Raw genomic sequence first — 21046 nt, 5'->3', positions numbered from 1 at the left:
GCATTCGACCAGATCGATAACGCGCCGGAAGAAAAAGCTCGTGGTATCACCATCAACACTTCTCACGTTGAATATGACACCCCGACTCGCCACTACGCACACGTAGACTGCCCGGGCCACGCCGACTATGTTAAAAACATGATCACCGGTGCTGCGCAGATGGACGGCGCGATCCTGGTTGTTGCTGCGACTGACGGCCCGATGCCGCAGACTCGTGAGCACATCCTGCTGGGTCGTCAGGTAGGCGTTCCGTACATCATCGTGTTCCTGAACAAATGCGACATGGTTGATGACGAAGAGCTGCTGGAACTGGTAGAAATGGAAGTTCGTGAACTTCTGTCTCAGTACGATTTCCCGGGCGACGACACTCCGATCGTTCGTGGTTCTGCTCTGAAAGCGCTGGAAGGCGAAGCAGAGTGGGAAGCGAAAATCATCGAACTGGCTGGCTTCCTGGATTCTTACATCCCAGAACCAGAGCGTGCGATTGACAAGCCGTTCCTGCTGCCTATCGAAGACGTATTCTCCATCTCCGGTCGTGGTACCGTTGTTACCGGTCGTGTAGAACGCGGTATCATCAAAGTTGGTGAAGAAGTTGAAATCGTTGGTATCAAAGAGACTGCTAAGTCTACCTGTACTGGCGTTGAAATGTTCCGCAAACTGCTGGACGAAGGCCGTGCTGGTGAGAACGTTGGTGTTCTGCTGCGTGGTATCAAACGTGAAGAAATCGAACGTGGTCAGGTACTGGCTAAGCCGGGCTCTATCAAGCCGCACACCAAGTTCGAATCTGAAGTGTACATTCTGTCCAAAGACGAAGGCGGCCGTCATACTCCGTTCTTCAAAGGCTACCGTCCGCAGTTCTACTTCCGTACTACTGACGTGACTGGTACCATCGAACTGCCGGAAGGCGTAGAGATGGTAATGCCGGGCGACAACATCAAAATGGTTGTTACCCTGATCCACCCGATCGCGATGGACGACGGTCTGCGTTTCGCAATCCGTGAAGGCGGCCGTACTGTTGGTGCGGGCGTTGTTGCCAAAGTAATGAGCTAATTGCCGAATAACATTTGACGCAATGCGCAATAAAAGGGCATCATTTGATGCCCTTTTTGCACGCTTTCACACCAGAACCTGGCTCATCAGTGATTTTTTTTGTCATAATCATTGCTGAGACAGGCTCTGAAGAGGGCGTTTAGTCCGAAACGCACCAGAGCATTTCGGTTTGGATCGCCTCGCTTACGCGGGGTGAAAATGTTTGTAGAATACTTCTGACAGGTTGGTTTATGAGTGCGAATACCGAAGCTCAAGGAAGCGGGCGCGGCCTGGAAGCGATGAAGTGGGTTGTTGTCGCTGTATTGCTGCTTGTAGCTATCGTTGGCAACTACCTCTATCGTGACATGATGCTGCCGCTGCGTGCGCTGGCCGTAGTGATTCTGATTGCCGCAGCGGGTGGTGTCGCGCTGTTGACAACAAAAGGTAAAGCGACCGTTGCTTTTGCCCGTGAAGCGAGAACCGAAGTCCGTAAGGTCATTTGGCCAACTCGCCAGGAAACATTGCACACCACATTAATTGTGGCTGCGGTTACCGCAGTAATGTCACTGATCCTGTGGGGACTGGATGGTATTCTGGTTCGCCTGGTATCCTTTATCACTGGCCTGAGGTTCTAAGATGTCTGAAGCCCCTAAAAAGCGCTGGTACGTCGTTCAGGCGTTTTCCGGTTTTGAAGGCCGCGTAGCCACGTCGCTGCGCGAATATATCAAGTTACAAAATATGGAAGAGCTGTTTGGCGAAGTCATGGTGCCGACCGAAGAAGTGGTCGAAATCCGTGGTGGCCAGCGTCGCAAGAGCGAACGTAAATTCTTCCCGGGCTATGTACTGGTCCAGATGGTGATGAATGACGCAAGCTGGCACCTGGTGCGCAGCGTGCCGCGTGTGATGGGCTTTATCGGCGGTACATCTGACCGTCCGGCGCCGATCAGCGACAAAGAAGTTGATGCGATCATGAACCGTCTGCAGCAGGTTGGCGATAAACCGCGTCCGAAAACGATGTTTGAGCCAGGTGAAATGGTTCGCGTTAGTGACGGTCCATTTGCTGACTTTAACGGCGTGGTTGAAGAAGTGGACTACGAGAAGTCCCGCCTGAAAGTCTCTGTTTCTATCTTCGGTCGTGCGACCCCGGTAGAACTGGACTTTGCCCAGGTAGAAAAAGCCTAAACAGCGATCAAAAAAGCGGCGATTTAATCGTTGCACAAGGCGCGAGATTGGAATACAATTTCGCGCCTTTTGTTTTTATGGGCCCTGTCCGTAAAACGAATTTAATCACGGGGAGCCTCCTTGAGGCGCTATAACCCAACTAGAGGAATTTAGAATGGCTAAGAAAGTCCAGGCCTACGTCAAGCTGCAGGTTGCAGCTGGTATGGCTAACCCGAGTCCGCCGGTAGGTCCAGCACTGGGTCAACAAGGCGTGAACATCATGGAATTCTGCAAAGCGTTCAACGCAAAAACTGATTCCATGGAAAAAGGTCTGCCGATCCCGGTTGTTATCACCGTTTACGCTGACCGTTCTTTCACTTTCGTTACCAAAACGCCTCCGGCAGCAGTTCTGCTGAAGAAAGCGGCTGGTATCAAGTCTGGTTCCGGCAAGCCGAACAAAGACAAAGTGGGTAAAATTTCCCGCGCTCAGCTGCAGGAAATCGCGCAGACCAAAGCTGCCGACATGACTGGTTCCGACATTGAAGCGATGACTCGCTCCATTGAAGGTACTGCACGTTCCATGGGCCTGGTAGTGGAGGACTAAGAAATGGCTAAACTGACCAAGCGTATGCGCGTGATCCGTGACAAAGTTGATGCAACTAAACAGTACGACATCAACGAAGCTATTGCTCTGCTGAAAGAGCTGGCCACTGCTAAATTCGTAGAAAGCGTAGACGTTGCCGTTAACCTCGGCATCGACGCTCGTAAATCTGACCAGAACGTACGTGGTGCAACTGTACTGCCGCACGGTACTGGCCGTTCCGTTCGCGTAGCCGTATTTGCCCAGGGCGCAAACGCTGAAGCTGCTAAAGCTGCAGGCGCTGAGCTGGTAGGTATGGAAGATCTGGCTGACCAGATCAAGAAAGGCGAAATGAACTTTGACGTTGTTATTGCTTCCCCGGATGCAATGCGCGTTGTTGGCCAGCTGGGTCAGGTACTGGGCCCGCGCGGCCTGATGCCAAACCCGAAAGTTGGTACTGTAACCCCTAACGTTGCTGAAGCGGTTAAGAACGCTAAAGCAGGTCAGGTTCGTTACCGTAACGACAAAAACGGCATCATCCACACCACCATCGGTAAAGTGGATTTTGACGCTGACAAACTGAAAGAAAACCTGGAATCTCTGCTGGTTGCGCTGAAAAAAGCGAAACCGACTCAGGCTAAAGGCGTGTACATCAAGAAAGTTAGCATCTCCACCACCATGGGTGCTGGCGTTGCCGTTGATCAGTCCGGTCTGACTGCGACTGTGGCGAACTAATATTCGCCTTTACGTGGGCGGTGATTTTGTCTACAATCTTACCCCCACGTTTCTGCTAATTGCAGACGTATATCCGAGATATTCAGACTGTGGCAAGGCGACAACTGAGTGAATCGCCAGGAGCATAGTTAACTATGTGACTGGTGTGAACGAAGGCAGTCAACGCCGTCACAGATTGAATAGCGACAGATAGACAAGATTTGTTCGTTGGAGCCTGGCCTATCCAGGCCTCCGTCGAAGACCGCAGGTGTTTCGTAAGAAACTTAATGCCCTGCGTAGACGGTGACAGAACGCTAAGATTATTTCTGATACTCTGGCTTGTTTCTGCTCACCGTATTTAGACGCTCTTTCCGTTGGGGAGAGTGAAGTGAGTTCCGGAACATGAGTTCCGGCAAACATCCAGGAGCAAAGCTAATGGCTTTAAATCTTCAAGACAAACAAGCGATTGTTGCTGAAGTCAGCGAAGTAGCCAAAGGCGCGCTGTCTGCAGTAGTTGCGGATTCCCGTGGCGTAACTGTAGATAAAATGACTGAACTGCGTAAAGCAGGTCGTGAAGCTGGCGTATACATGCGTGTTGTTCGTAACACTCTGCTGCGCCGCGTCGTTGAAGGTACTCAGTTCGAGTGCCTGAAAGACACGTTTGTTGGTCCGACCCTGATTGCATACTCTATGGAACACCCGGGCGCTGCTGCTCGTCTGTTCAAAGAGTTCGCGAAAGCGAATGCAAAATTTGAGGTCAAAGCCGCAGCCTTTGAAGGTGAATTGATCCCGGCATCGCAAATCGATCGCCTGGCAACTCTGCCGACCTACGAAGAAGCAATTGCACGCCTGATGGCAACCATGAAAGAAGCTTCGGCTGGCAAACTGGTTCGTACTCTGGCTGCTGTACGCGATGCGAAAGAAGCTGCTTAATCGCAGTTATCTTTCTCAAGCATCTGCTTACGTATAAACTTATTCTGATTTTCAGGAACAATTTAAATGTCTATCACTAAAGATCAAATCATTGAAGCAGTATCCGCTATGTCCGTAATGGACGTTGTAGAACTGATCTCTGCAATGGAAGAAAAATTCGGTGTTTCCGCTGCTGCTGCTGTAGCTGTAGCTGCTGGCCCGGCTGAAGCTGCTGAAGAAAAAACTGAATTCGACGTAATTCTGAAAGCTGCTGGCGCTAACAAAGTTGCTGTAATCAAAGCAGTACGTGGCGCAACTGGCCTGGGTCTGAAAGAAGCTAAAGACCTGGTAGAATCTGCTCCGGCTGCCCTGAAAGAAGGCATCAGCAAAGACGACGCAGAAGCACTGAAAAAATCTCTGGAAGAAGCTGGCGCTGAAGTTGAAGTTAAATAAGCCAACTTTTCTGGTTGCAGCCTAAGAAATTAGGCTGATGGCTGGTGACTTTTTAGTCACCAGCCTTTTTGCGCTGTAAGGCGCCAGTAGCATTTCACACTGTTTGACTACTGCTGTGCCTTTCAATGCTTGTTTCTATCGACGTCTTAATATACTGCGACAGAGCATCAGTTCTGTGTAAATCGCAATGAAATGGTTTAAGCGTGATAGCAACAGGCATTGCGGAAAGTATTCGATTTTCCGGTCAACAAAATAGTGTTGCACAAACTGTCCCTTCGTCGGACAGATGGGTCGACTTGTCAGCGAGCTGAGGAACCCTAATGGTTTACTCCTATACCGAGAAAAAACGTATTCGTAAGGATTTTGGTAAACGTCCACAAGTGTTGGACATACCTTATCTCCTTTCTATCCAGCTTGACTCGTTTCAGAAGTTCATCGAGCAAGATCCTGAAGGGCAGTATGGTCTGGAAGCAGCTTTCCGTTCCGTTTTCCCGATTCAGAGCTACAGCGGTAATTCCGAGCTGCAATACGTCAGCTACCGCCTTGGCGAACCGGTGTTTGACGTTCAGGAATGTCAGATCCGTGGCGTGACTTATTCCGCACCGCTGCGCGTAAAACTGCGTCTGGTGATCTACGAGCGCGAAGCGCCGGAAGGCACCGTAAAAGACATTAAAGAACAAGAAGTCTACATGGGCGAAATTCCGCTCATGACTGACAACGGTACCTTTGTAATCAATGGTACTGAGCGTGTTATCGTTTCTCAGCTGCACCGTAGTCCTGGCGTCTTCTTTGACTCCGACAAAGGTAAAACCCACTCTTCGGGTAAAGTGCTGTATAACGCGCGCATCATCCCTTACCGTGGTTCCTGGCTGGACTTCGAATTCGATCCGAAGGACAACCTGTTCGTACGTATTGACCGTCGCCGTAAACTGCCTGCGACCATTATTCTGCGTGCACTGAACTACACCACTGAGCAGATCCTTGACCTGTTCTTTGAAAAAGTTGTTTTCGAAATTCGCGACAACAAGCTGCAGATGGAACTGGTGCCGGAACGCCTGCGTGGTGAAACCGCCTCCTTTGACATTGAAGCTAACGGCAAAGTCTACGTCGAAAAAGGCCGTCGCATCACTGCGCGCCACATTCGCCAACTGGAAAAAGACGATATCAAACATATCGAAGTTCCGGTTGAATACATTGCTGGTAAAGTTGCGGCTAAAGACTACGTTGACGAATCTACTGGCGAGCTGATCTGCGCAGCTAACATGGAGCTGAGCCTGGATCTGCTGGCTAAGCTGAGCCAGTCTGGTCACAAGCGTATCGAAACGCTGTTCACTAACGATCTGGACCACGGTCCGTACATTTCTGAAACTGTACGTGTTGACCCAACCAACGATCGTCTGAGCGCACTGGTAGAAATCTACCGCATGATGCGTCCTGGTGAGCCGCCGACTCGTGAAGCTGCTGAAAGCCTGTTCGAGAACCTGTTCTTCTCCGAAGACCGCTATGACCTGTCTGCGGTTGGTCGTATGAAGTTCAACCGTTCTCTGCTGCGCGACGAAATCGAAGGTTCCGGTATCCTGAGCAAAGACGACATCATCGAAGTGATGAAGAAGCTCATCGATATCCGTAACGGTAAAGGCGAAGTCGATGATATCGACCACCTCGGCAACCGTCGTATCCGTTCCGTAGGCGAAATGGCGGAAAACCAGTTCCGCGTTGGCCTGGTACGTGTTGAGCGTGCGGTGAAAGAGCGTCTGTCTCTGGGCGATCTGGATACCCTGATGCCTCAGGATATGATCAACGCCAAGCCGATTTCTGCAGCAGTGAAAGAGTTCTTTGGTTCCAGCCAGCTGTCTCAGTTTATGGACCAGAACAACCCGCTGTCTGAGATTACGCACAAACGTCGTATCTCTGCACTCGGCCCAGGCGGTCTGACCCGTGAACGCGCAGGCTTCGAAGTTCGAGACGTACACCCGACTCACTACGGTCGCGTATGCCCAATCGAAACGCCTGAAGGTCCGAACATCGGTCTGATCAACTCCCTGTCCGTGTATGCACAGACTAACGAATACGGCTTCCTCGAGACTCCGTACCGTAAAGTGACCGACGGTGTTGTAACTGACGAAATTCATTACCTGTCTGCTATCGAAGAAGGCAACTACGTTATCGCTCAGGCGAACTCCAACCTGGATGACGAAGGCCACTTTGTAGAAGATCTGGTTACCTGCCGTAGCAAAGGCGAATCCAGCTTGTTCAGCCGCGACCAGGTTGACTACATGGACGTATCCACCCAGCAGGTGGTATCCGTCGGTGCGTCCCTGATCCCGTTCCTGGAACACGATGACGCCAACCGTGCATTGATGGGTGCGAACATGCAACGTCAGGCGGTTCCGACTCTGCGCGCTGATAAGCCGCTGGTTGGTACCGGTATGGAACGTGCTGTTGCCGTTGACTCCGGTGTTACTGCAGTTGCTAAACGTGGCGGTACTGTTCAGTACGTGGATGCTTCCCGTATCGTTATCAAAGTTAACGAAGACGAGATGTACCCGGGCGAAGCAGGTATCGACATTTATAACCTGACCAAATACACCCGTTCTAACCAGAACACCTGTATCAACCAGATGCCTTGCGTATCTCTGGGCGAGCCGGTTGAACGTGGTGATGTGCTGGCAGACGGTCCGTCCACCGACCTCGGTGAACTGGCGCTGGGTCAGAACATGCGCGTGGCATTCATGCCATGGAATGGTTACAACTTCGAAGACTCCATCCTCGTATCCGAGCGTGTTGTCCAGGAAGACCGTTTCACCACCATCCACATTCAGGAACTGGCATGTGTGTCCCGTGACACCAAGCTGGGGCCAGAAGAGATCACCGCTGACATCCCGAACGTGGGTGAAGCTGCGCTCTCCAAACTGGATGAATCCGGTATCGTTTATATCGGTGCGGAAGTGACCGGTGGCGACATTCTGGTTGGTAAGGTAACGCCGAAAGGTGAAACCCAGCTGACGCCAGAAGAGAAGCTGCTGCGTGCGATCTTCGGTGAGAAAGCGTCTGACGTTAAAGACTCTTCTCTGCGCGTGCCAAACGGTGTCTCCGGTACGATTATCGACGTTCAGGTCTTTACTCGCGATGGCGTAGAAAAAGACAAACGTGCGCTGGAAATCGAAGAGATGCAGCTGAAGCAGGCGAAAAAAGACCTGTCTGAAGAACTGCAGATCCTCGAAGCTGGCCTGTTCAGCCGTATCTACGCTGTGCTGGTTTCCGGTGGTGTTGAAGCTGAGAAGCTCGACAAACTGCCGCGCGACCGCTGGCTAGAACTCGGCCTGACCGACGAAGAGAAACAGAATCAGCTGGAACAACTGGCTGAGCAGTACGACGAACTGAAACACGAATTCGAGAAAAAACTCGAAGCGAAACGCCGTAAAATCACTCAGGGCGACGATCTGGCACCGGGCGTGCTGAAGATTGTTAAGGTGTATCTGGCGGTTAAACGTCGGATCCAGCCTGGTGATAAGATGGCAGGTCGTCACGGTAACAAGGGTGTAATCTCTAAGATCAACCCGATCGAAGATATGCCACACGATGCTAACGGTACGCCGGTAGATATCGTACTGAACCCGCTGGGCGTACCATCGCGTATGAACATCGGTCAGATCCTTGAAACCCACCTGGGTATGGCTGCAAAAGGTATCGGCGATAAGATCAACGCCATGCTGAAACAGCAGCAAGAAGTCGCGAAACTGCGCGAATTCATCCAGCGTGCTTACGATCTGGGTTCAGATGTTCGTCAGAAAGTTGACCTGAATACCTTCAGCGATGAAGAAGTTCTGCGTCTGGCTGAAAACCTGAAAAAAGGTATGCCGATCGCAACGCCGGTATTCGACGGTGCGAAAGAGTCTGAAATCAAGGAACTGTTACAGCTGGGTGGCCTGCCGACTTCCGGTCAGATCACACTGTTCGACGGTCGTACCGGTGAGCAGTTCGAGCGCCAGGTTACCGTTGGCTACATGTACATGCTGAAACTGAACCACTTGGTTGATGACAAGATGCATGCGCGTTCTACCGGTTCTTACAGCCTGGTTACTCAGCAGCCGCTGGGTGGTAAGGCGCAGTTCGGTGGTCAGCGCTTCGGGGAGATGGAAGTGTGGGCGCTGGAAGCATATGGCGCAGCATACACCCTGCAGGAAATGCTCACCGTTAAGTCTGATGACGTGAACGGTCGTACTAAGATGTATAAAAACATCGTGGACGGCAACCATCAGATGGAACCAGGCATGCCGGAATCCTTCAACGTACTGTTGAAAGAGATTCGTTCGCTGGGTATCAACATCGAGCTGGAAGACGAGTAACTCTCGATCAAACAGGTCACTGGTGCTGGCGTAACAGCCAGCGCCAGATTGTGCTAACTCCGACGGGAGCAAATCCGTGAAAGATTTATTAAAGTTTCTGAAAGCGCAGACTAAAACCGAAGAGTTTGATGCGATCAAAATTGCTCTGGCCTCGCCAGACATGATCCGTTCATGGTCTTTCGGTGAAGTTAAGAAGCCGGAAACCATTAACTACCGTACGTTCAAACCTGAACGTGACGGCCTTTTCTGCGCCCGTATCTTTGGGCCGGTAAAAGACTACGAGTGCCTGTGCGGTAAGTACAAGCGCCTGAAACACCGTGGTGTGATCTGTGAGAAGTGCGGCGTTGAAGTGACCCAGACTAAAGTACGCCGTGAGCGTATGGGCCACATCGAGCTGGCGTCTCCTACTGCTCACATCTGGTTCCTGAAATCTCTGCCGTCCCGTATCGGTCTGCTGCTTGATATGCCACTGCGCGATATCGAGCGCGTACTGTACTTCGAATCTTATGTAGTTATCGAAGGCGGTATGACTAACCTGGAACGTCAACAGATCCTGACTGAAGAGCAGTATCTGGACGCGCTGGAAGAGTTCGGTGACGAATTCGACGCGAAGATGGGTGCGGAAGCTATTCAGGCCCTGCTGAAGAGCATGGATCTGGAGCAAGAGTGTGAAACTCTGCGCGAAGAGCTGAACGAAACCAACTCCGAAACTAAGCGTAAGAAGCTGACCAAGCGTATCAAACTGCTGGAAGCCTTCGTACAGTCTGGCAACAAGCCAGAGTGGATGATCCTGACCGTTCTGCCGGTTCTGCCGCCAGATCTGCGTCCGCTGGTTCCGCTGGATGGTGGTCGTTTCGCAACGTCGGATCTGAACGATCTGTATCGTCGCGTTATCAACCGTAACAACCGTCTGAAGCGTCTGCTGGATCTGGCTGCGCCGGACATCATCGTACGCAACGAAAAACGTATGCTGCAGGAAGCGGTTGACGCCCTGCTGGATAACGGTCGTCGCGGTCGTGCGATCACCGGTTCTAACAAACGTCCTCTGAAATCTTTGGCCGACATGATCAAAGGTAAGCAGGGTCGTTTCCGTCAGAACCTGCTCGGTAAGCGTGTTGACTACTCCGGTCGTTCTGTAATCACCGTAGGTCCATACCTGCGTCTGCATCAGTGCGGTCTGCCGAAGAAAATGGCACTGGAACTGTTCAAACCGTTCATCTACGGCAAGCTGGAACTGCGTGGCCTGGCCACCACCATCAAAGCCGCTAAGAAAATGGTTGAGCGTGAAGAAGCTGTCGTTTGGGATATCCTGGACGAAGTTATCCGCGAACACCCGGTACTGCTGAACCGTGCACCAACACTGCACCGTCTGGGTATCCAGGCATTTGAACCGGTACTGATCGAAGGTAAAGCTATCCAGCTGCACCCGCTGGTTTGTGCGGCATATAACGCCGACTTCGATGGTGACCAGATGGCTGTTCACGTACCGCTGACGCTGGAAGCCCAGCTCGAAGCGCGTGCGCTGATGATGTCTACCAACAACATCCTGTCTCCGGCGAACGGCGAACCTATCATCGTTCCGTCTCAGGACGTTGTATTGGGTCTGTACTACATGACCCGTGACTGTGTTAACGCCAAAGGCGAAGGCATGGTGCTGACTGGCCCGAAAGAAGCTGAGCGTATCTATCGCGCAGGTCTGGCCTCTCTGCATGCGCGCGTTAAAGTGCGTATCACCGAATATGAAAAAGATGAAAACGGCGAATTCGTTGCGAAAACCAGCCTGAAAGACACGACCGTTGGCCGTGCCATTCTGTGGATGATCGTACCGAAAGGTCTGCCTTTCTCCATCGTCAACCAGGCGCTGGGCAAGAAAGCTATCTCCAAAATGCTGAACACCTGTTACCGCATTCTGGGCCTGAAGCCGACCGTTATCTTCGCTGACCAGACAATGTACACCGGCTTTGCATATGCAGCGCGTTCAGGTGCATCTGTTGGTATTGATGACATGGTCATCCCAGAGAAGAAACACGAGATCATCTCTGAAGCGGAAGCTGAAGTTGCTGAGATCCAGGAGCAGTTCCAGTCTGGTCTGGTAACCGCAGGCGAACGCTATAACAAAGTTATCGATATCTGGGCTGCGGCGAACGATCGTGTATCCAAAGCGATGATGGATAACCTGCAAACCGAAACCGTTATTAACCGTGACGGCGTAGAAGAGCAGCAGGTTTCCTTCAACAGCATCTACATGATGGCCGACTCCGGTGCGCGTGGTTCTGCAGCACAGATTCGTCAGCTGGCCGGTATGCGTGGTCTGATGGCGAAGCCAGATGGCTCCATCATCGAAACGCCAATCACCGCGAACTTCCGTGAAGGTCTGAACGTACTCCAGTACTTCATCTCTACTCACGGTGCTCGTAAAGGTCTGGCGGATACCGCACTGAAAACAGCGAACTCCGGTTATCTGACTCGTCGTCTGGTTGACGTCGCGCAGGACCTGGTTGTTACTGAAGACGATTGCGGCACTCTGGAAGGCATCACCATGACCCCGGTTATCGAGGGTGGTGACGTTAAAGAGCCGCTGCGCGATCGCGTTCTGGGTCGTGTAACTGCTGAAGACGTTCTGAAGCCGGGTACGGCGGATATTCTGGTTCCACGCAACACGCTGCTGCACGAACAGTGGTGTGATCTGCTGGAAGAGAACTCCGTTGACTCCGTTAAAGTCCGTTCCGTTGTATCTTGTGACACCGACTTTGGTGTATGTGCGCACTGCTATGGTCGTGACCTGGCGCGTGGCCACATCATCAACAAAGGTGAAGCAATCGGCGTTATCGCGGCACAGTCCATCGGTGAACCGGGTACACAGCTGACGATGCGTACGTTCCACATCGGTGGTGCGGCATCTCGTGCGGCTGCTGAATCCAGCATCCAGGTGAAAAACAAAGGTAGCATCCGTCTGAGCAACGCGAAGTCGGTTGTGAACTCCAGCGGTAAACTGGTTATCACCTCACGTAACACCGAACTGAAACTGATCGACGAATTCGGCCGTACCAAAGAAAGCTATAAAGTGCCTTACGGCTCCGTTATGGCGAAAGGTGATGGCGAACAGGTTGCTGGCGGCGAAACCGTAGCAAACTGGGATCCGCACACCATGCCAGTTATCACCGAAGTGAGTGGTTTTGTCCGCTTCACTGACATGATCGATGGCCAGACCATTACTCGTCAGACTGACGAGCTGACCGGTCTGTCTTCTCTGGTGGTTCTGGATTCTGCAGAGCGTACTGCGGGTGGTAAAGACCTGCGTCCGGCACTGAAAATTGTTGATGCTCAGGGCAACGACGTTCTGATCCCTGGCACCGATATGCCTGCTCAGTACTTCCTGCCGGGTAAAGCGATTGTTCAGCTGGAAGATGGCGTACAGATCAGCTCTGGTGACACCCTGGCGCGTGTTCCGCAGGAATCCGGCGGTACCAAGGATATCACCGGTGGTCTGCCGCGCGTTGCGGACCTGTTCGAAGCACGTCGTCCGAAAGAGCCGGCAATCCTGGCTGAAATCAGCGGCATCATTTCCTTCGGTAAAGAAACCAAAGGTAAACGTCGTCTGGTTATCACCCCGGTAGACGGTAGCGAACCGTACGAAGAGATGATTCCGAAATGGCGTCAGCTCAACGTGTTCGAAGGTGAACGTGTAGAACGTGGTGACGTGGTTTCCGACGGTCCGGAAGCGCCGCACGATATCCTGCGTCTGCGTGGTGTGCATGCTGTAACTCGTTACATCGTTAACGAAGTTCAGGACGTATACCGTCTGCAGGGTGTTAAGATTAACGATAAACACATCGAAGTTATCGTTCGTCAGATGCTGCGTAAAGCCACCATCGAAAGCGCTGGTAGCTCCGACTTCCTGGAAGGCGAGCAGGTTGAATACTCCCGCGTCAAGATCGCAAACCGCGAGCTGGAAGCGAACGGCAAAGTGGGTGCAACGTTCTCCCGCGATCTGCTGGGTATCACCAAAGCGTCTCTGGCAACCGAGTCCTTCATCTCTGCAGCATCGTTCCAGGAAACCACGCGTGTCCTGACCGAAGCAGCTGTTGCAGGTAAACGTGATGAACTGCGCGGTCTGAAAGAGAACGTCATCGTGGGTCGTCTGATCCCGGCAGGTACTGGTTATGCGTACCACCAGGATCGTATGCGCCGTCGCGCAGCGGGCGAACTGCCAGCTGCACCGCAGGTAACTGCTGAAGATGCGTCTGCCAGCCTGGCAGAACTGCTGAACGCAGGCCTGGGCGGTTCTGACAACGATTAATCGTTGCCGACCATAATAAAAAACCCGCTTCGGCGGGTTTTTTTATGTCTATGTTATTTCTGATGGCGCTTATCAGGTCTACGAAGCCATCAGGCAGTGTCATTAATTTATCGGTGGTAACCGCCGATAAAGCTCAATCATATCGCCGGCCAGATCCTGAATCACCATGGCATTCATCAGGTGGTCCTGCGAATGGACGGTGATGAGATTAACCGGTAGTTTGCCGGTGCCCTCGTCAATACCGATCAGCTGGGTCTGGATTTTATGCGCTTGTTTGACGTACTCGCGTGATTCCGTCATCGCTTGTTCTGCACCGGAGAAATCACCTTTACGCGCCAGTTGCAATGCCGTCAGGGCCTGGCTGCGTGCAGCGCCAGCATTTACCAATAACTCCATGATGATCGTTTCTAACTCTTCCATACCATCACTCCAGTAGTTTCAGCGCCTTATCCAGTACCGCATCGCCTTTCATCATGCCGTAATCCATCATGTCGATAACGGCGACCTTTTTGCCTAGTGGGTCGGCGATCGCCTGTAGTTTGGCCTGTTCATACTTAACCTGTGGACCGAGCAAAACGATATCCGCTGTAGCGATATTCTCTTCAAACTCGGCCACCGGGACGGCTTTGATAGTGACGTCGACGCCTTTTTTCTGGGCGGCATCTTTCATCCTTTGCACCAGCATGCTGGTGGACATTCCGGCGGCACAGCATAAAACGATGTTTTTCATAAGCAGTCTCGATCAACATGTGTGAGTTGATAATTATCGCGAGCCAGCTATAGCAACAACTGCTTTGCAACGATTGTGTGCAAGGCATCACAAAGAAAGCCGCTTTTTCTGAAACCGGTTACAAAAAGAGGTAGAACCCTGCGATCTGGACCAGGGCCAGCGGCTTTTTGACTCGCTTATCACATGCTGGAATATATAATTACTGTCAATAAATACATGTTATAAAAAACAGTATTGACAGCGTTTTTTAAACCCGTATGTTAATACTTAACAGCGGAGAAATTGTAGTTTGCTGTTAACGTAGTAAGTGTTAGTAGAGCTTGATTGGGGTTTGCGATAAAGGCCACGAAGTATTTTTTGTATGGGATAGTCGATGCTGAAAACGCTATTTTTTCACTTCGACAATGCTTTCAGGCCACGTAGTTGATATATCTAATCGCAAAAAGTCAGTAAAGCGCGACGATGTAACGCCATGATTTTATAGTAAATATTTGTGATTCTGCTTTTCTGGTTATCACAAGGGAAATAAGGCAACGCATCAAAGAGTATATGTCGCGAGGGGAAGTGTACTTGTTTAGGTCACCAGCCTTGAGTTCTATTATCAAGCGGGTGGAATGTGTTTAACGGTAAATAGAGGAAAGCTTTAGTTAGTATCAATATCCAATATTATCTATAGTAAACGTGTACATTTTAAAGTAGTACCATCAGCAGTATTAAATCGTTAAGTTTATTAATGTTAAATTTGAAGTGTGTAGTAACGTAAAGCCCTGACTGCAATAGTCGGGGCTTTTGTTCATTGTAGATCAAGCTGTTATCCAGGATGCTTAGCCGCGATGGTTCAACATTGCATCACTCAGTGGGTATTAAAAAAATTAATGCTTGCTTAATGATTAGAAGTAGGTCTACTATAGTGGCATCGGTTTGGAACACAGACCTTATGCAAGCAGTTTTAGTAAAGCAGTTCTCAGTTCAAGCGTTATCCTCAGATACTCTTCTTCATGAGCCTCCTCCCTAAGTGCCCCATAAGTTAATTTCTGCAAAACAGGCCATCTTCGCTGCATAAGCGGCTCAATAACATGAAAGGAAGTATCTATGTCTAACAAAATGACTGGTTTAGTAAAATGGTTTAACTCTGATAAAGGCTTCGGCTTTATCACTCCTCAGGACGGTAGCAAGGATGTGTTTGTGCATTTCTCCGCTATCCAGAGTAACGATTTTAAAACGTTAGACGAAGGTCAAAAGGTGGAGTTCTCCGTGGAGAATGGCGCTAAAGGCCCGTCTGCTGTTAACGTTGTCGCGCTGTAATCGCCGATAATTTCACGAGCGCTTACGATAGCGATGAAGGCCAGAGCCCGAGCAGTTAAGTGCCAGTGAAGAAAAAACCCGCGAAAGCGGGTTTTTTTGTTTATGCGATTGCTCCTGACCTACGGTACCTGTGAAGCGCGCCCCAGATAGCTGTCCCAGTCTTTCCACACGGGCTGTAAACCCTGGGCCATGAGTGCTTCAGCAACGGCTTCTGGGCGACGATCGTCGTGCGGGGAGAACTGTTCCAGTTCGGGGTGGTTATCGGCATAACCACCGGGCTGGGTTTTTGAGAAGGCGCTGACGTTGTTGATCGCCAACGGGATCACATGGTCACGAAACCATGGCGATTCGCGGGTGGAGAGCGACAGCTCAATTTCTGGCGCCAGTAAACGAAACGCGCAAATGGTCTGGACCAACTGTCGCTCATCCATGATCGATGCAGGCTCAACGCCTCCGGTGCATGGGCGCAGGCGAGGGAAGGAGATAGAGTAACGGCTCTGCCAGTAATGCTGCTGCATCCATAGCAGATGTTCAGCCACCATATAGCAATCAACCCGCCAGCTGTCGGACAAACCAATCAACGCGCCAAGACCGATTTTGTCGATCCCTGCGCGGCCCAGCCTGTCCGGCGTTTCCAGGCGCCAGAAGAAATCCTGCTTTTTCCCTTTTAAATGGTGGCGAGCGTAAGTTGCCTCATGATAACTCTCCTGATACACCATCACGCCATCCAGCCCCAGCGTCTTCAGCTCTGCATATTCAGCCTCTGACAACGGCTGTACCTCCATCTGTAAAGAGGCGAACTGGCGGCGAATGGCGGGCAAATGGCGACGAAAGTAATCCATCCCCACTTTTGCCTGATGTTCACCGGTGACCAGCAGCAGATGCTCAAAACCCAGCTCACGGATAGCCGCACACTCCCGTATTATCTCATCTTCGTCCAGCGTTTTACGTTTGATACGGTTGCTCATCGAAAAACCGCAGTAGGTGCAGTCGTTGGCGCAAAGGTTGGAGAGATACAACGGCACGTAAAAGCTCACCGTGTTACCAAAACGCTGACGGGTGAGCTTCTGCGCCCGCTGCGCCAGCGGCTCCAGATAATCGGCGGCGGCAGGAGAGAGCAATGCCATCAGATCGTCGCGACTAAGATGCGAAGCGTTGAGGGCGCGCTCCACGTCAGCGGCGGTTTTACCGTTGATACGCAGGCGGATGTCGTCCCAGTCCATCTGTCGCCAGCGGTCGCTGAACGTTTTCATGCGAAGGCCTCCAGGAATCCGGTTAACGGGCTGGTGGGACTTGCCTGCGAACTTTTGCTTCCTGGTACCGCCTGGCGTGCCAGCAAGCCAGCTTCAACGGCCAGACGGAAGGCGGTTGCCATCATCACCGGGCTGTCGGCTACCGCGATTGCCGTATTGACCAACACCGCGTCGGCGCCCATTTCCAGCGCCTGCGTGGCGTGGCTGGGGACGCCGATGCCTGCATCAACCACCACCGGCACGGTCGCCTGTTGGATAATAATCTCCAGCATCGCTTTGGTTTCCAGCCCCTGATTAGAACCGATGGGCGCGCCGAGCGGCATGACTGCAGAACAGCCTACTTCTTCCAGCCGTTTGCACAGCACCGGATCTGCGCCACAGTAAGGCAGTACCACGAAGCCCTTTTTCACCAGTGCTTCTGCGGCTTTCAATGTTTCGATTGGATCGGGTAACAGCCAGCGGGCGTCCGGGTGGATTTCTAATTTCAGCCAGTTTGTGCCTAGCGCTTCACGCGCTAACTGGGCAGCAAAAATCGCCTCTTCAGCGGTTTTTGCCCCCGAAGTGTTGGGCAACAGCGTCACACCAGCGTCTACTAGCGGCGCTAGAATGGCATCGTTGTGCTGACGTAAATCCACGCGCTTCATGGCCAGCGTTACCAGTTGGCTGCCGGAGGCGCGAATCGCCTCGACCATCAGCTGCGATGAAGCAAATTTTCCGGTGCCGGTGAACAGATGCGAATCAAACGTTTTGTCGGCAATACGTAACATATCAACCCCCTGCAATAACCTGAAACAGCAGGATCTGGTCGCCTTCCTGCACGATTTGCTGCTCCCACTGCTCGCGCGGGAGGATCTGCTGATTGAGCGCCAGCGCCGCGCCCGGTTTAAGCTGATTAAGCGCAGTGAGCAGCCCACTGACGGTTTGTCCTTCGGCGCACTGCATCGGCTCATCATTGAACTGAATCTGCATGTTGCCCTCCGCATACCGGGCAGCCGCTGGCACGTCGTAGTGCGAAGCTGCGCCACTGGCTGGTTTTACCGTCAAACAGGCGTAGCTCTCCGCTGGGCGTCTCAATACCGCTGAGCAATTTAATCGCTTCCAACGCCTGCAAGGTGCCCATCACGCCCACAACCGGTCCGACGATACCGGCGGTACGGCAGTTGCGTTCGGGCTCTACATCATCCGGCCACAGGCAGCGGTAACATCCTTGTTCCCATGGGGGCGTCAGCACCATCAGTTGGCCGCCAAAGCCGACGGCGCTGGCGGTGACGAGCGGGGTGTTGAGCGTTACGCAGGCGGCGTTAATTTCCTGGCGCGTGGCCATGTTATCGGTACAGTCGAGCACCACATCGGCACGCGCTACCGCATGCCGAAGCGCATCGCCTTTCAGTCGCTGCTGGAGTGACACCAGCTCGATATCCGGGTTGAGCCGCGTCAGGCGCTGCTGGGCAACCTGCGATTTTGAACGTGCGATATCATCAGTGGTAAACAGGATCTGGCGCTGCAGGTTGCTCAGATGAATGTCGTCATCGTCTACCAGCGTCAGTTTTCCGATGCCTGCTCCCGCCAGATACAGCGCGGCAGGCGAACCTAACCCGCCTAAACCGACAATCAGCACATGGCTATCGAGTAGCTTTTGCTGGCCTTCAATGGCGATATCGCCGAGCAGGATCTGTCGGCTGTAACGCATAAAGTCGCGGTCATTCATCGCCCACTCCCGCGATATCCAGTAGTTGGGCCGTGGCGACCTGCCAGTCAGCCGCCTGGGTAATGGCGCTGACCACGGCAATGCTGCCGACGCCGGTCGCCAGTACCGCCGGGGCGCGCTCAAGGCTGATACCGCCAATGGCGACGGTCGGGTAATCCGCTAATCGTTCAATATGGTTTGCCAGTTGCGTGAGTCCCTGCGGGGCGGAAGGCATCTGTTTGGTTTGCGTGGGAAAAACATGACCCAGCGCGATATAAGAAGGCTTAGCGGCGAGCGCGACGTCGATCTCCATATCATCGTGAGTGGAGACCCCTAGGCGCAGCCCCGCCGTCTGAATCGCCTTCAGGTCGGTGGTTTCAAGGTCTTCCTGGCCCAGATGTACGCCGTAAGCGCGGTGCTTAATTGCCAGACGCCAGTAGTCGTTGATAAACAGGCGGGCGTCATAGCGACGCCCCAGTTCAATGGCGGCCATAACGTCGGCTTCGACCTCTTCATCACGCTTATCTTTAATGCGCAGTTGGATCGTGCATACGCCCGCCTGCAGCAAGCGTTCAATCCATTGCACGCTGTCCACCACCGGGTAAAGCCCGAGGCGAAACGGCACGGTCGGGAAATCAGGCTGGTACATTACGCCTCCTCTTTTTTGAGGTAGATTTCGCCGCCTTTGGCGCGGAAGTTCTCCGACATATCTGCCATGCCGACTTCAATCGTTTGTGCGGCAGCGTAGTCGCGAACCTCCTGGCTGATTTTCATCGAGCAGAACTTCGGCCCGCACATGGAGCAGAAGTGGGCGACCTTACCGGATTCCTGTGGCAGGGTTTCATCGTGGTAGGCACGGGCGGTGAACGGGTCGAGCGCGAGGTTAAACTGGTCTTCCCAGCGGAATTCGAAGCGCGCTTTCGACATGGCGTTATCGCGGATCTGCGCGCCTGGATGACCTTTTGCTAAGTCCGCTGCATGGGCGGCAATCTTGTAGGTAATCAACCCTTGTTTAACATCTTCTTTGTTCGGTAGGCCGAGGTGCTCTTTTGGCGTGACGTAGCACAGCATCGCGCAGCCAAACCAACCGATCATCGCCGCACCGATCCCGGAAGTGAAGTGGTCGTAGCCCGGTGCGATATCGGTGGTCAACGGTCCTAAAGTGTAGAACGGTGCTTCATGGCAGTGCTCCAGCTCTTCGGTCATGTTGCGCTGGATCATATGCATGGGCACATGACCTGGGCCTTCTATCATCACCTGCACGTCGTATTCCCAGGCGATTTTGGTCAGCTCGCCCAGCGTATGCAGCTCGGAGAACTGCGCTTCGTCGTTCGCATCCTGAATTGAACCCGGGCGCAGGCCGTCACCCAGCGACAAAGAGACGTCGTAGGCGGCGCAGATTTCGCAAATCTCGCGGAAATGTTCGTACAGGAAGTTCTCTTTGTGATGAGAAAGGCACCATTTCGCCATAATTGAACCGCCGCGTGAGACAATGCCGGTCAGGCGTTTGGCAGTCATCGGCACGTAGCGCAGCAGCACGCCCGCGTGAATGGTGAAGTAGTCAACGCCCTGTTCAGCCTGCTCCAGCAGCGTGTCGCGGAAGGCTTCCCAGGTGAGATCTTCGGCGATCCCGTTGACCTTCTCCAGCGCCTGGTAGATCGGCACAGTACCGATCGGTACCGGACTGTTACGCAGGATCCACTCGCGGGTTTCGTGGATATAGCGACCGGTGGAGAGATCCATCACCGTGTCAGCGCCCCAGCGCGTCGACCACACCAGCTTCTCTACCTCCTCTTCAATGGAGGAGGTGACGGCAGAGTTACCAATGTTGGCGTTAACCTTCACCAGGAAGTTGCGACCGATAATCATCGGCTCGGATTCCGGGTGGTTGATGTTGGCAGGAATAATCGCGCGGCCCGCGGCCACTTCATCACGCACGAATTCCGGCGTGATGTTTTCCGGCAGGCGTGCGCCATAGTTCATCCCCGGATGCTGGTGGCGAAGCACTTCACTGCGAATGCGCTCGCGGCCCATGTTTTCACGGATGGCGATGAACTCCATCTCCGGGGTCACTATTCCCTGGCGGGCGTAGTGCAGTTGGGTGACTCGTTTACCCGCTTTGGCGCGCTTTGGCGTCAGCAAGCCGGTGAAACGCAGCTCGTTCAGGCCATCGTCGGCCAGACGTTCTTTGGTATAAGCGGAACTCCGGTCGTCTAATTCTTCGCTATCGTTACGCGCCGCAATCCACGGCTGGCGCAGCTTTGCCAGACCCTGCTGGACGTTAATCGCCACGTCAGGATCGCCATACGGTCCGGAGGTGTCGTATACCGGAACGGCTTCGTTCTCTTCGAACTGCGGGTTGTCTTTTGTGCCGCCAGTCAGCGTTGGGCTGAGCTGAATTTCGCGCATCGGAATGCGGATATCCGGCTGCGAACCGGTAATATAAATGCGTTTTGAGTTAGGGAAAGCGGTCCCTTCCAGGGTATCAATAAAGTGTTGGGCCTGGGCGCGCTGTTCGCGGCGTGATGGTTTAGTAGTGGCAGACATAGCTCATTCCAAATAAAAGTAAGGAT

General features: G+C 52.7%; 18 protein-coding genes. 10 read left to right on the top strand and 8 right to left on the bottom strand.

The features are described from left to right. From tuf to rpoC, 9 genes are all read left to right on the top strand, one after another. Positions 1-1050 (top strand): elongation factor Tu (gene tuf / locus OGX97_RS18465; RefSeq protein ID WP_063942044.1); only part of this gene is annotated, 1050 nt, incomplete at its 5' end. 230 nt (positions 1051-1280) lie between these two features. Continuing rightward, the gene (gene secE, locus OGX97_RS18460; protein ID WP_003033128.1) at positions 1281-1664 is read left to right on the top strand and encodes a preprotein translocase subunit SecE; all 384 of its coding nucleotides are present in this window, start codon (positions 1281-1283) and stop codon (positions 1662-1664) included. A 1-nt stretch (position 1665) separates the two neighbouring features. Continuing rightward, positions 1666-2211 (top strand): transcription termination/antitermination protein NusG, encoded by a 546-nt coding sequence (gene nusG, locus OGX97_RS18455; RefSeq protein ID WP_003033125.1) that lies wholly within the window; start codon positions 1666-1668, stop codon positions 2209-2211. Positions 2212-2365: 154 nt separating this feature from the next. After that, entirely contained in the window at positions 2366-2794 is a 429-nt protein-coding gene (gene rplK, locus OGX97_RS18450) for a 50S ribosomal protein L11 (RefSeq protein ID WP_003033122.1), read from the top strand. A gap of 3 nt (positions 2795-2797) precedes the next feature. Further along, a complete protein-coding gene (rplA, locus tag OGX97_RS18445; protein WP_003033119.1) occupies positions 2798-3505 on the top strand; it encodes a 50S ribosomal protein L1 in 708 nt (235 codons plus the stop codon). A gap of 414 nt (positions 3506-3919) precedes the next feature. After that, positions 3920-4417 (top strand): 50S ribosomal protein L10, encoded by a 498-nt coding sequence (rplJ, locus tag OGX97_RS18440; RefSeq protein WP_001207203.1) that lies wholly within the window; start codon positions 3920-3922, stop codon positions 4415-4417. Between the two features lie 66 nt (positions 4418-4483). After that, positions 4484-4849, top strand: coding sequence for a 50S ribosomal protein L7/L12 (rplL, locus tag OGX97_RS18435; RefSeq protein WP_003033114.1), 366 nt, complete (start codon positions 4484-4486; stop codon positions 4847-4849). A 320-nt stretch (positions 4850-5169) separates the two neighbouring features. Continuing rightward, positions 5170-9198 (top strand): DNA-directed RNA polymerase subunit beta, encoded by a 4029-nt coding sequence (rpoB, locus tag OGX97_RS18430; protein WP_003033111.1) that lies wholly within the window; start codon positions 5170-5172, stop codon positions 9196-9198. Positions 9199-9274: 76 nt separating this feature from the next. After that, a complete protein-coding gene (gene rpoC, locus OGX97_RS18425; protein ID WP_003826919.1) occupies positions 9275-13498 on the top strand; it encodes a DNA-directed RNA polymerase subunit beta' in 4224 nt (1407 codons plus the stop codon). 102 nt (positions 13499-13600) lie between these two features. Here rpoC and OGX97_RS18420 read toward each other — a convergent pair whose 3' ends face one another. Continuing rightward, positions 13601-13918 (bottom strand): PTS lactose/cellobiose transporter subunit IIA, encoded by a 318-nt coding sequence (locus tag OGX97_RS18420; RefSeq protein WP_048215162.1) that lies wholly within the window; start codon positions 13916-13918, stop codon positions 13601-13603. Between the two features lie 4 nt (positions 13919-13922). Then, positions 13923-14228 (bottom strand): PTS sugar transporter subunit IIB, encoded by a 306-nt coding sequence (locus OGX97_RS18415; RefSeq protein ID WP_003033102.1) that lies wholly within the window; start codon positions 14226-14228, stop codon positions 13923-13925. Positions 14229-15320: 1092 nt separating this feature from the next. Between OGX97_RS18415 and cspG the strand changes: the two genes are divergently transcribed. Continuing rightward, on the top strand, positions 15321-15533 hold the full coding sequence (gene cspG, locus OGX97_RS18410; protein ID WP_003033098.1) for a cold shock protein CspG: 213 nt from the start codon (positions 15321-15323) through the stop codon (positions 15531-15533). Between the two features lie 119 nt (positions 15534-15652). On the opposite strand, the gene thiH is transcribed toward cspG, so the two are convergent. From thiH to thiC, 6 genes are read right to left on the bottom strand one after another with little or no spacing between them, the layout of a single operon-like run. After that, positions 15653-16786: a 2-iminoacetate synthase ThiH gene (thiH, locus tag OGX97_RS18405; protein WP_060683068.1), complete on the bottom strand. Its 1134-nt coding sequence runs from the start codon at positions 16784-16786 to the stop codon at positions 15653-15655. Further along, a complete protein-coding gene (gene thiG / locus OGX97_RS18400; protein ID WP_032941566.1) occupies positions 16783-17553 on the bottom strand; it encodes a thiazole synthase in 771 nt (256 codons plus the stop codon). The genes thiH and thiG overlap by 4 nt, the downstream gene beginning before the upstream one ends. A 1-nt stretch (position 17554) precedes the next feature. Continuing rightward, positions 17555-17755 (bottom strand): sulfur carrier protein ThiS, encoded by a 201-nt coding sequence (thiS, locus tag OGX97_RS18395; RefSeq protein WP_016155307.1) that lies wholly within the window; start codon positions 17753-17755, stop codon positions 17555-17557. Then, complete coding sequence (locus tag OGX97_RS18390; RefSeq protein ID WP_003826902.1) at positions 17736-18494, bottom strand: HesA/MoeB/ThiF family protein; 759 nt, start codon at positions 18492-18494, stop codon at positions 17736-17738. Before OGX97_RS18390 ends, thiS begins: the two co-directional genes overlap by 20 nt. After that, positions 18487-19122 (bottom strand): thiamine phosphate synthase, encoded by a 636-nt coding sequence (gene thiE, locus OGX97_RS18385; RefSeq protein WP_279851097.1) that lies wholly within the window; start codon positions 19120-19122, stop codon positions 18487-18489. The genes OGX97_RS18390 and thiE overlap by 8 nt, the downstream gene beginning before the upstream one ends. Then, on the bottom strand, positions 19122-21020 hold the full coding sequence (gene thiC / locus OGX97_RS18380; RefSeq protein ID WP_279851098.1) for a phosphomethylpyrimidine synthase ThiC: 1899 nt from the start codon (positions 21018-21020) through the stop codon (positions 19122-19124). The genes thiE and thiC overlap by 1 nt, the downstream gene beginning before the upstream one ends. Positions 21021-21046: the final 26 nt, after the last annotated feature.

The organism is Citrobacter sp. Cpo061, assembly GCF_030332845.1.
Taxonomy (GTDB): domain Bacteria; phylum Pseudomonadota; class Gammaproteobacteria; order Enterobacterales; family Enterobacteriaceae; genus Citrobacter; species Citrobacter portucalensis.
This window is presented reverse-complemented; position numbering and strand designations above follow the sequence as displayed.

What these genes read in the sequence shown, in the direction of transcription:
- secE (WP_003033128.1), top strand. Translation starts at nt 1,281, where the DNA reads ATGAGTGCGAATACCGAAGCTCAAGGAAGCGGGCGCGGCCTGGAAGCG.
- nusG (WP_003033125.1), top strand. Translation starts at nt 1,666, where the DNA reads ATGTCTGAAGCCCCTAAAAAGCGCTGGTACGTCGTTCAGGCGTTTTCC.
- rplK (WP_003033122.1), top strand. Translation starts at nt 2,366, where the DNA reads ATGGCTAAGAAAGTCCAGGCCTACGTCAAGCTGCAGGTTGCAGCTGGT.
- rplA (WP_003033119.1), top strand. Translation starts at nt 2,798, where the DNA reads ATGGCTAAACTGACCAAGCGTATGCGCGTGATCCGTGACAAAGTTGAT.
- rplJ (WP_001207203.1), top strand. Translation starts at nt 3,920, where the DNA reads ATGGCTTTAAATCTTCAAGACAAACAAGCGATTGTTGCTGAAGTCAGC.
- rplL (WP_003033114.1), top strand. Translation starts at nt 4,484, where the DNA reads ATGTCTATCACTAAAGATCAAATCATTGAAGCAGTATCCGCTATGTCC.
- rpoB (WP_003033111.1), top strand. Translation starts at nt 5,170, where the DNA reads ATGGTTTACTCCTATACCGAGAAAAAACGTATTCGTAAGGATTTTGGT.
- OGX97_RS18420 (WP_048215162.1), bottom strand. Translation starts at nt 13,918, where the DNA reads ATGGAAGAGTTAGAAACGATCATCATGGAGTTATTGGTAAATGCTGGC.
- OGX97_RS18415 (WP_003033102.1), bottom strand. Translation starts at nt 14,228, where the DNA reads ATGAAAAACATCGTTTTATGCTGTGCCGCCGGAATGTCCACCAGCATG.
- cspG (WP_003033098.1), top strand. Translation starts at nt 15,321, where the DNA reads ATGTCTAACAAAATGACTGGTTTAGTAAAATGGTTTAACTCTGATAAA.
- thiH (WP_060683068.1), bottom strand. Translation starts at nt 16,786, where the DNA reads ATGAAAACGTTCAGCGACCGCTGGCGACAGATGGACTGGGACGACATC.
- thiG (WP_032941566.1), bottom strand. Translation starts at nt 17,553, where the DNA reads ATGTTACGTATTGCCGACAAAACGTTTGATTCGCATCTGTTCACCGGC.
- thiS (WP_016155307.1), bottom strand. Translation starts at nt 17,755, where the DNA reads ATGCAGATTCAGTTCAATGATGAGCCGATGCAGTGCGCCGAAGGACAA.
- OGX97_RS18390 (WP_003826902.1), bottom strand. Translation starts at nt 18,494, where the DNA reads ATGAATGACCGCGACTTTATGCGTTACAGCCGACAGATCCTGCTCGGC.
- thiE (WP_279851097.1), bottom strand. Translation starts at nt 19,122, where the DNA reads ATGTACCAGCCTGATTTCCCGACCGTGCCGTTTCGCCTCGGGCTTTAC.
- thiC (WP_279851098.1), bottom strand. Translation starts at nt 21,020, where the DNA reads ATGTCTGCCACTACTAAACCATCACGCCGCGAACAGCGCGCCCAGGCC.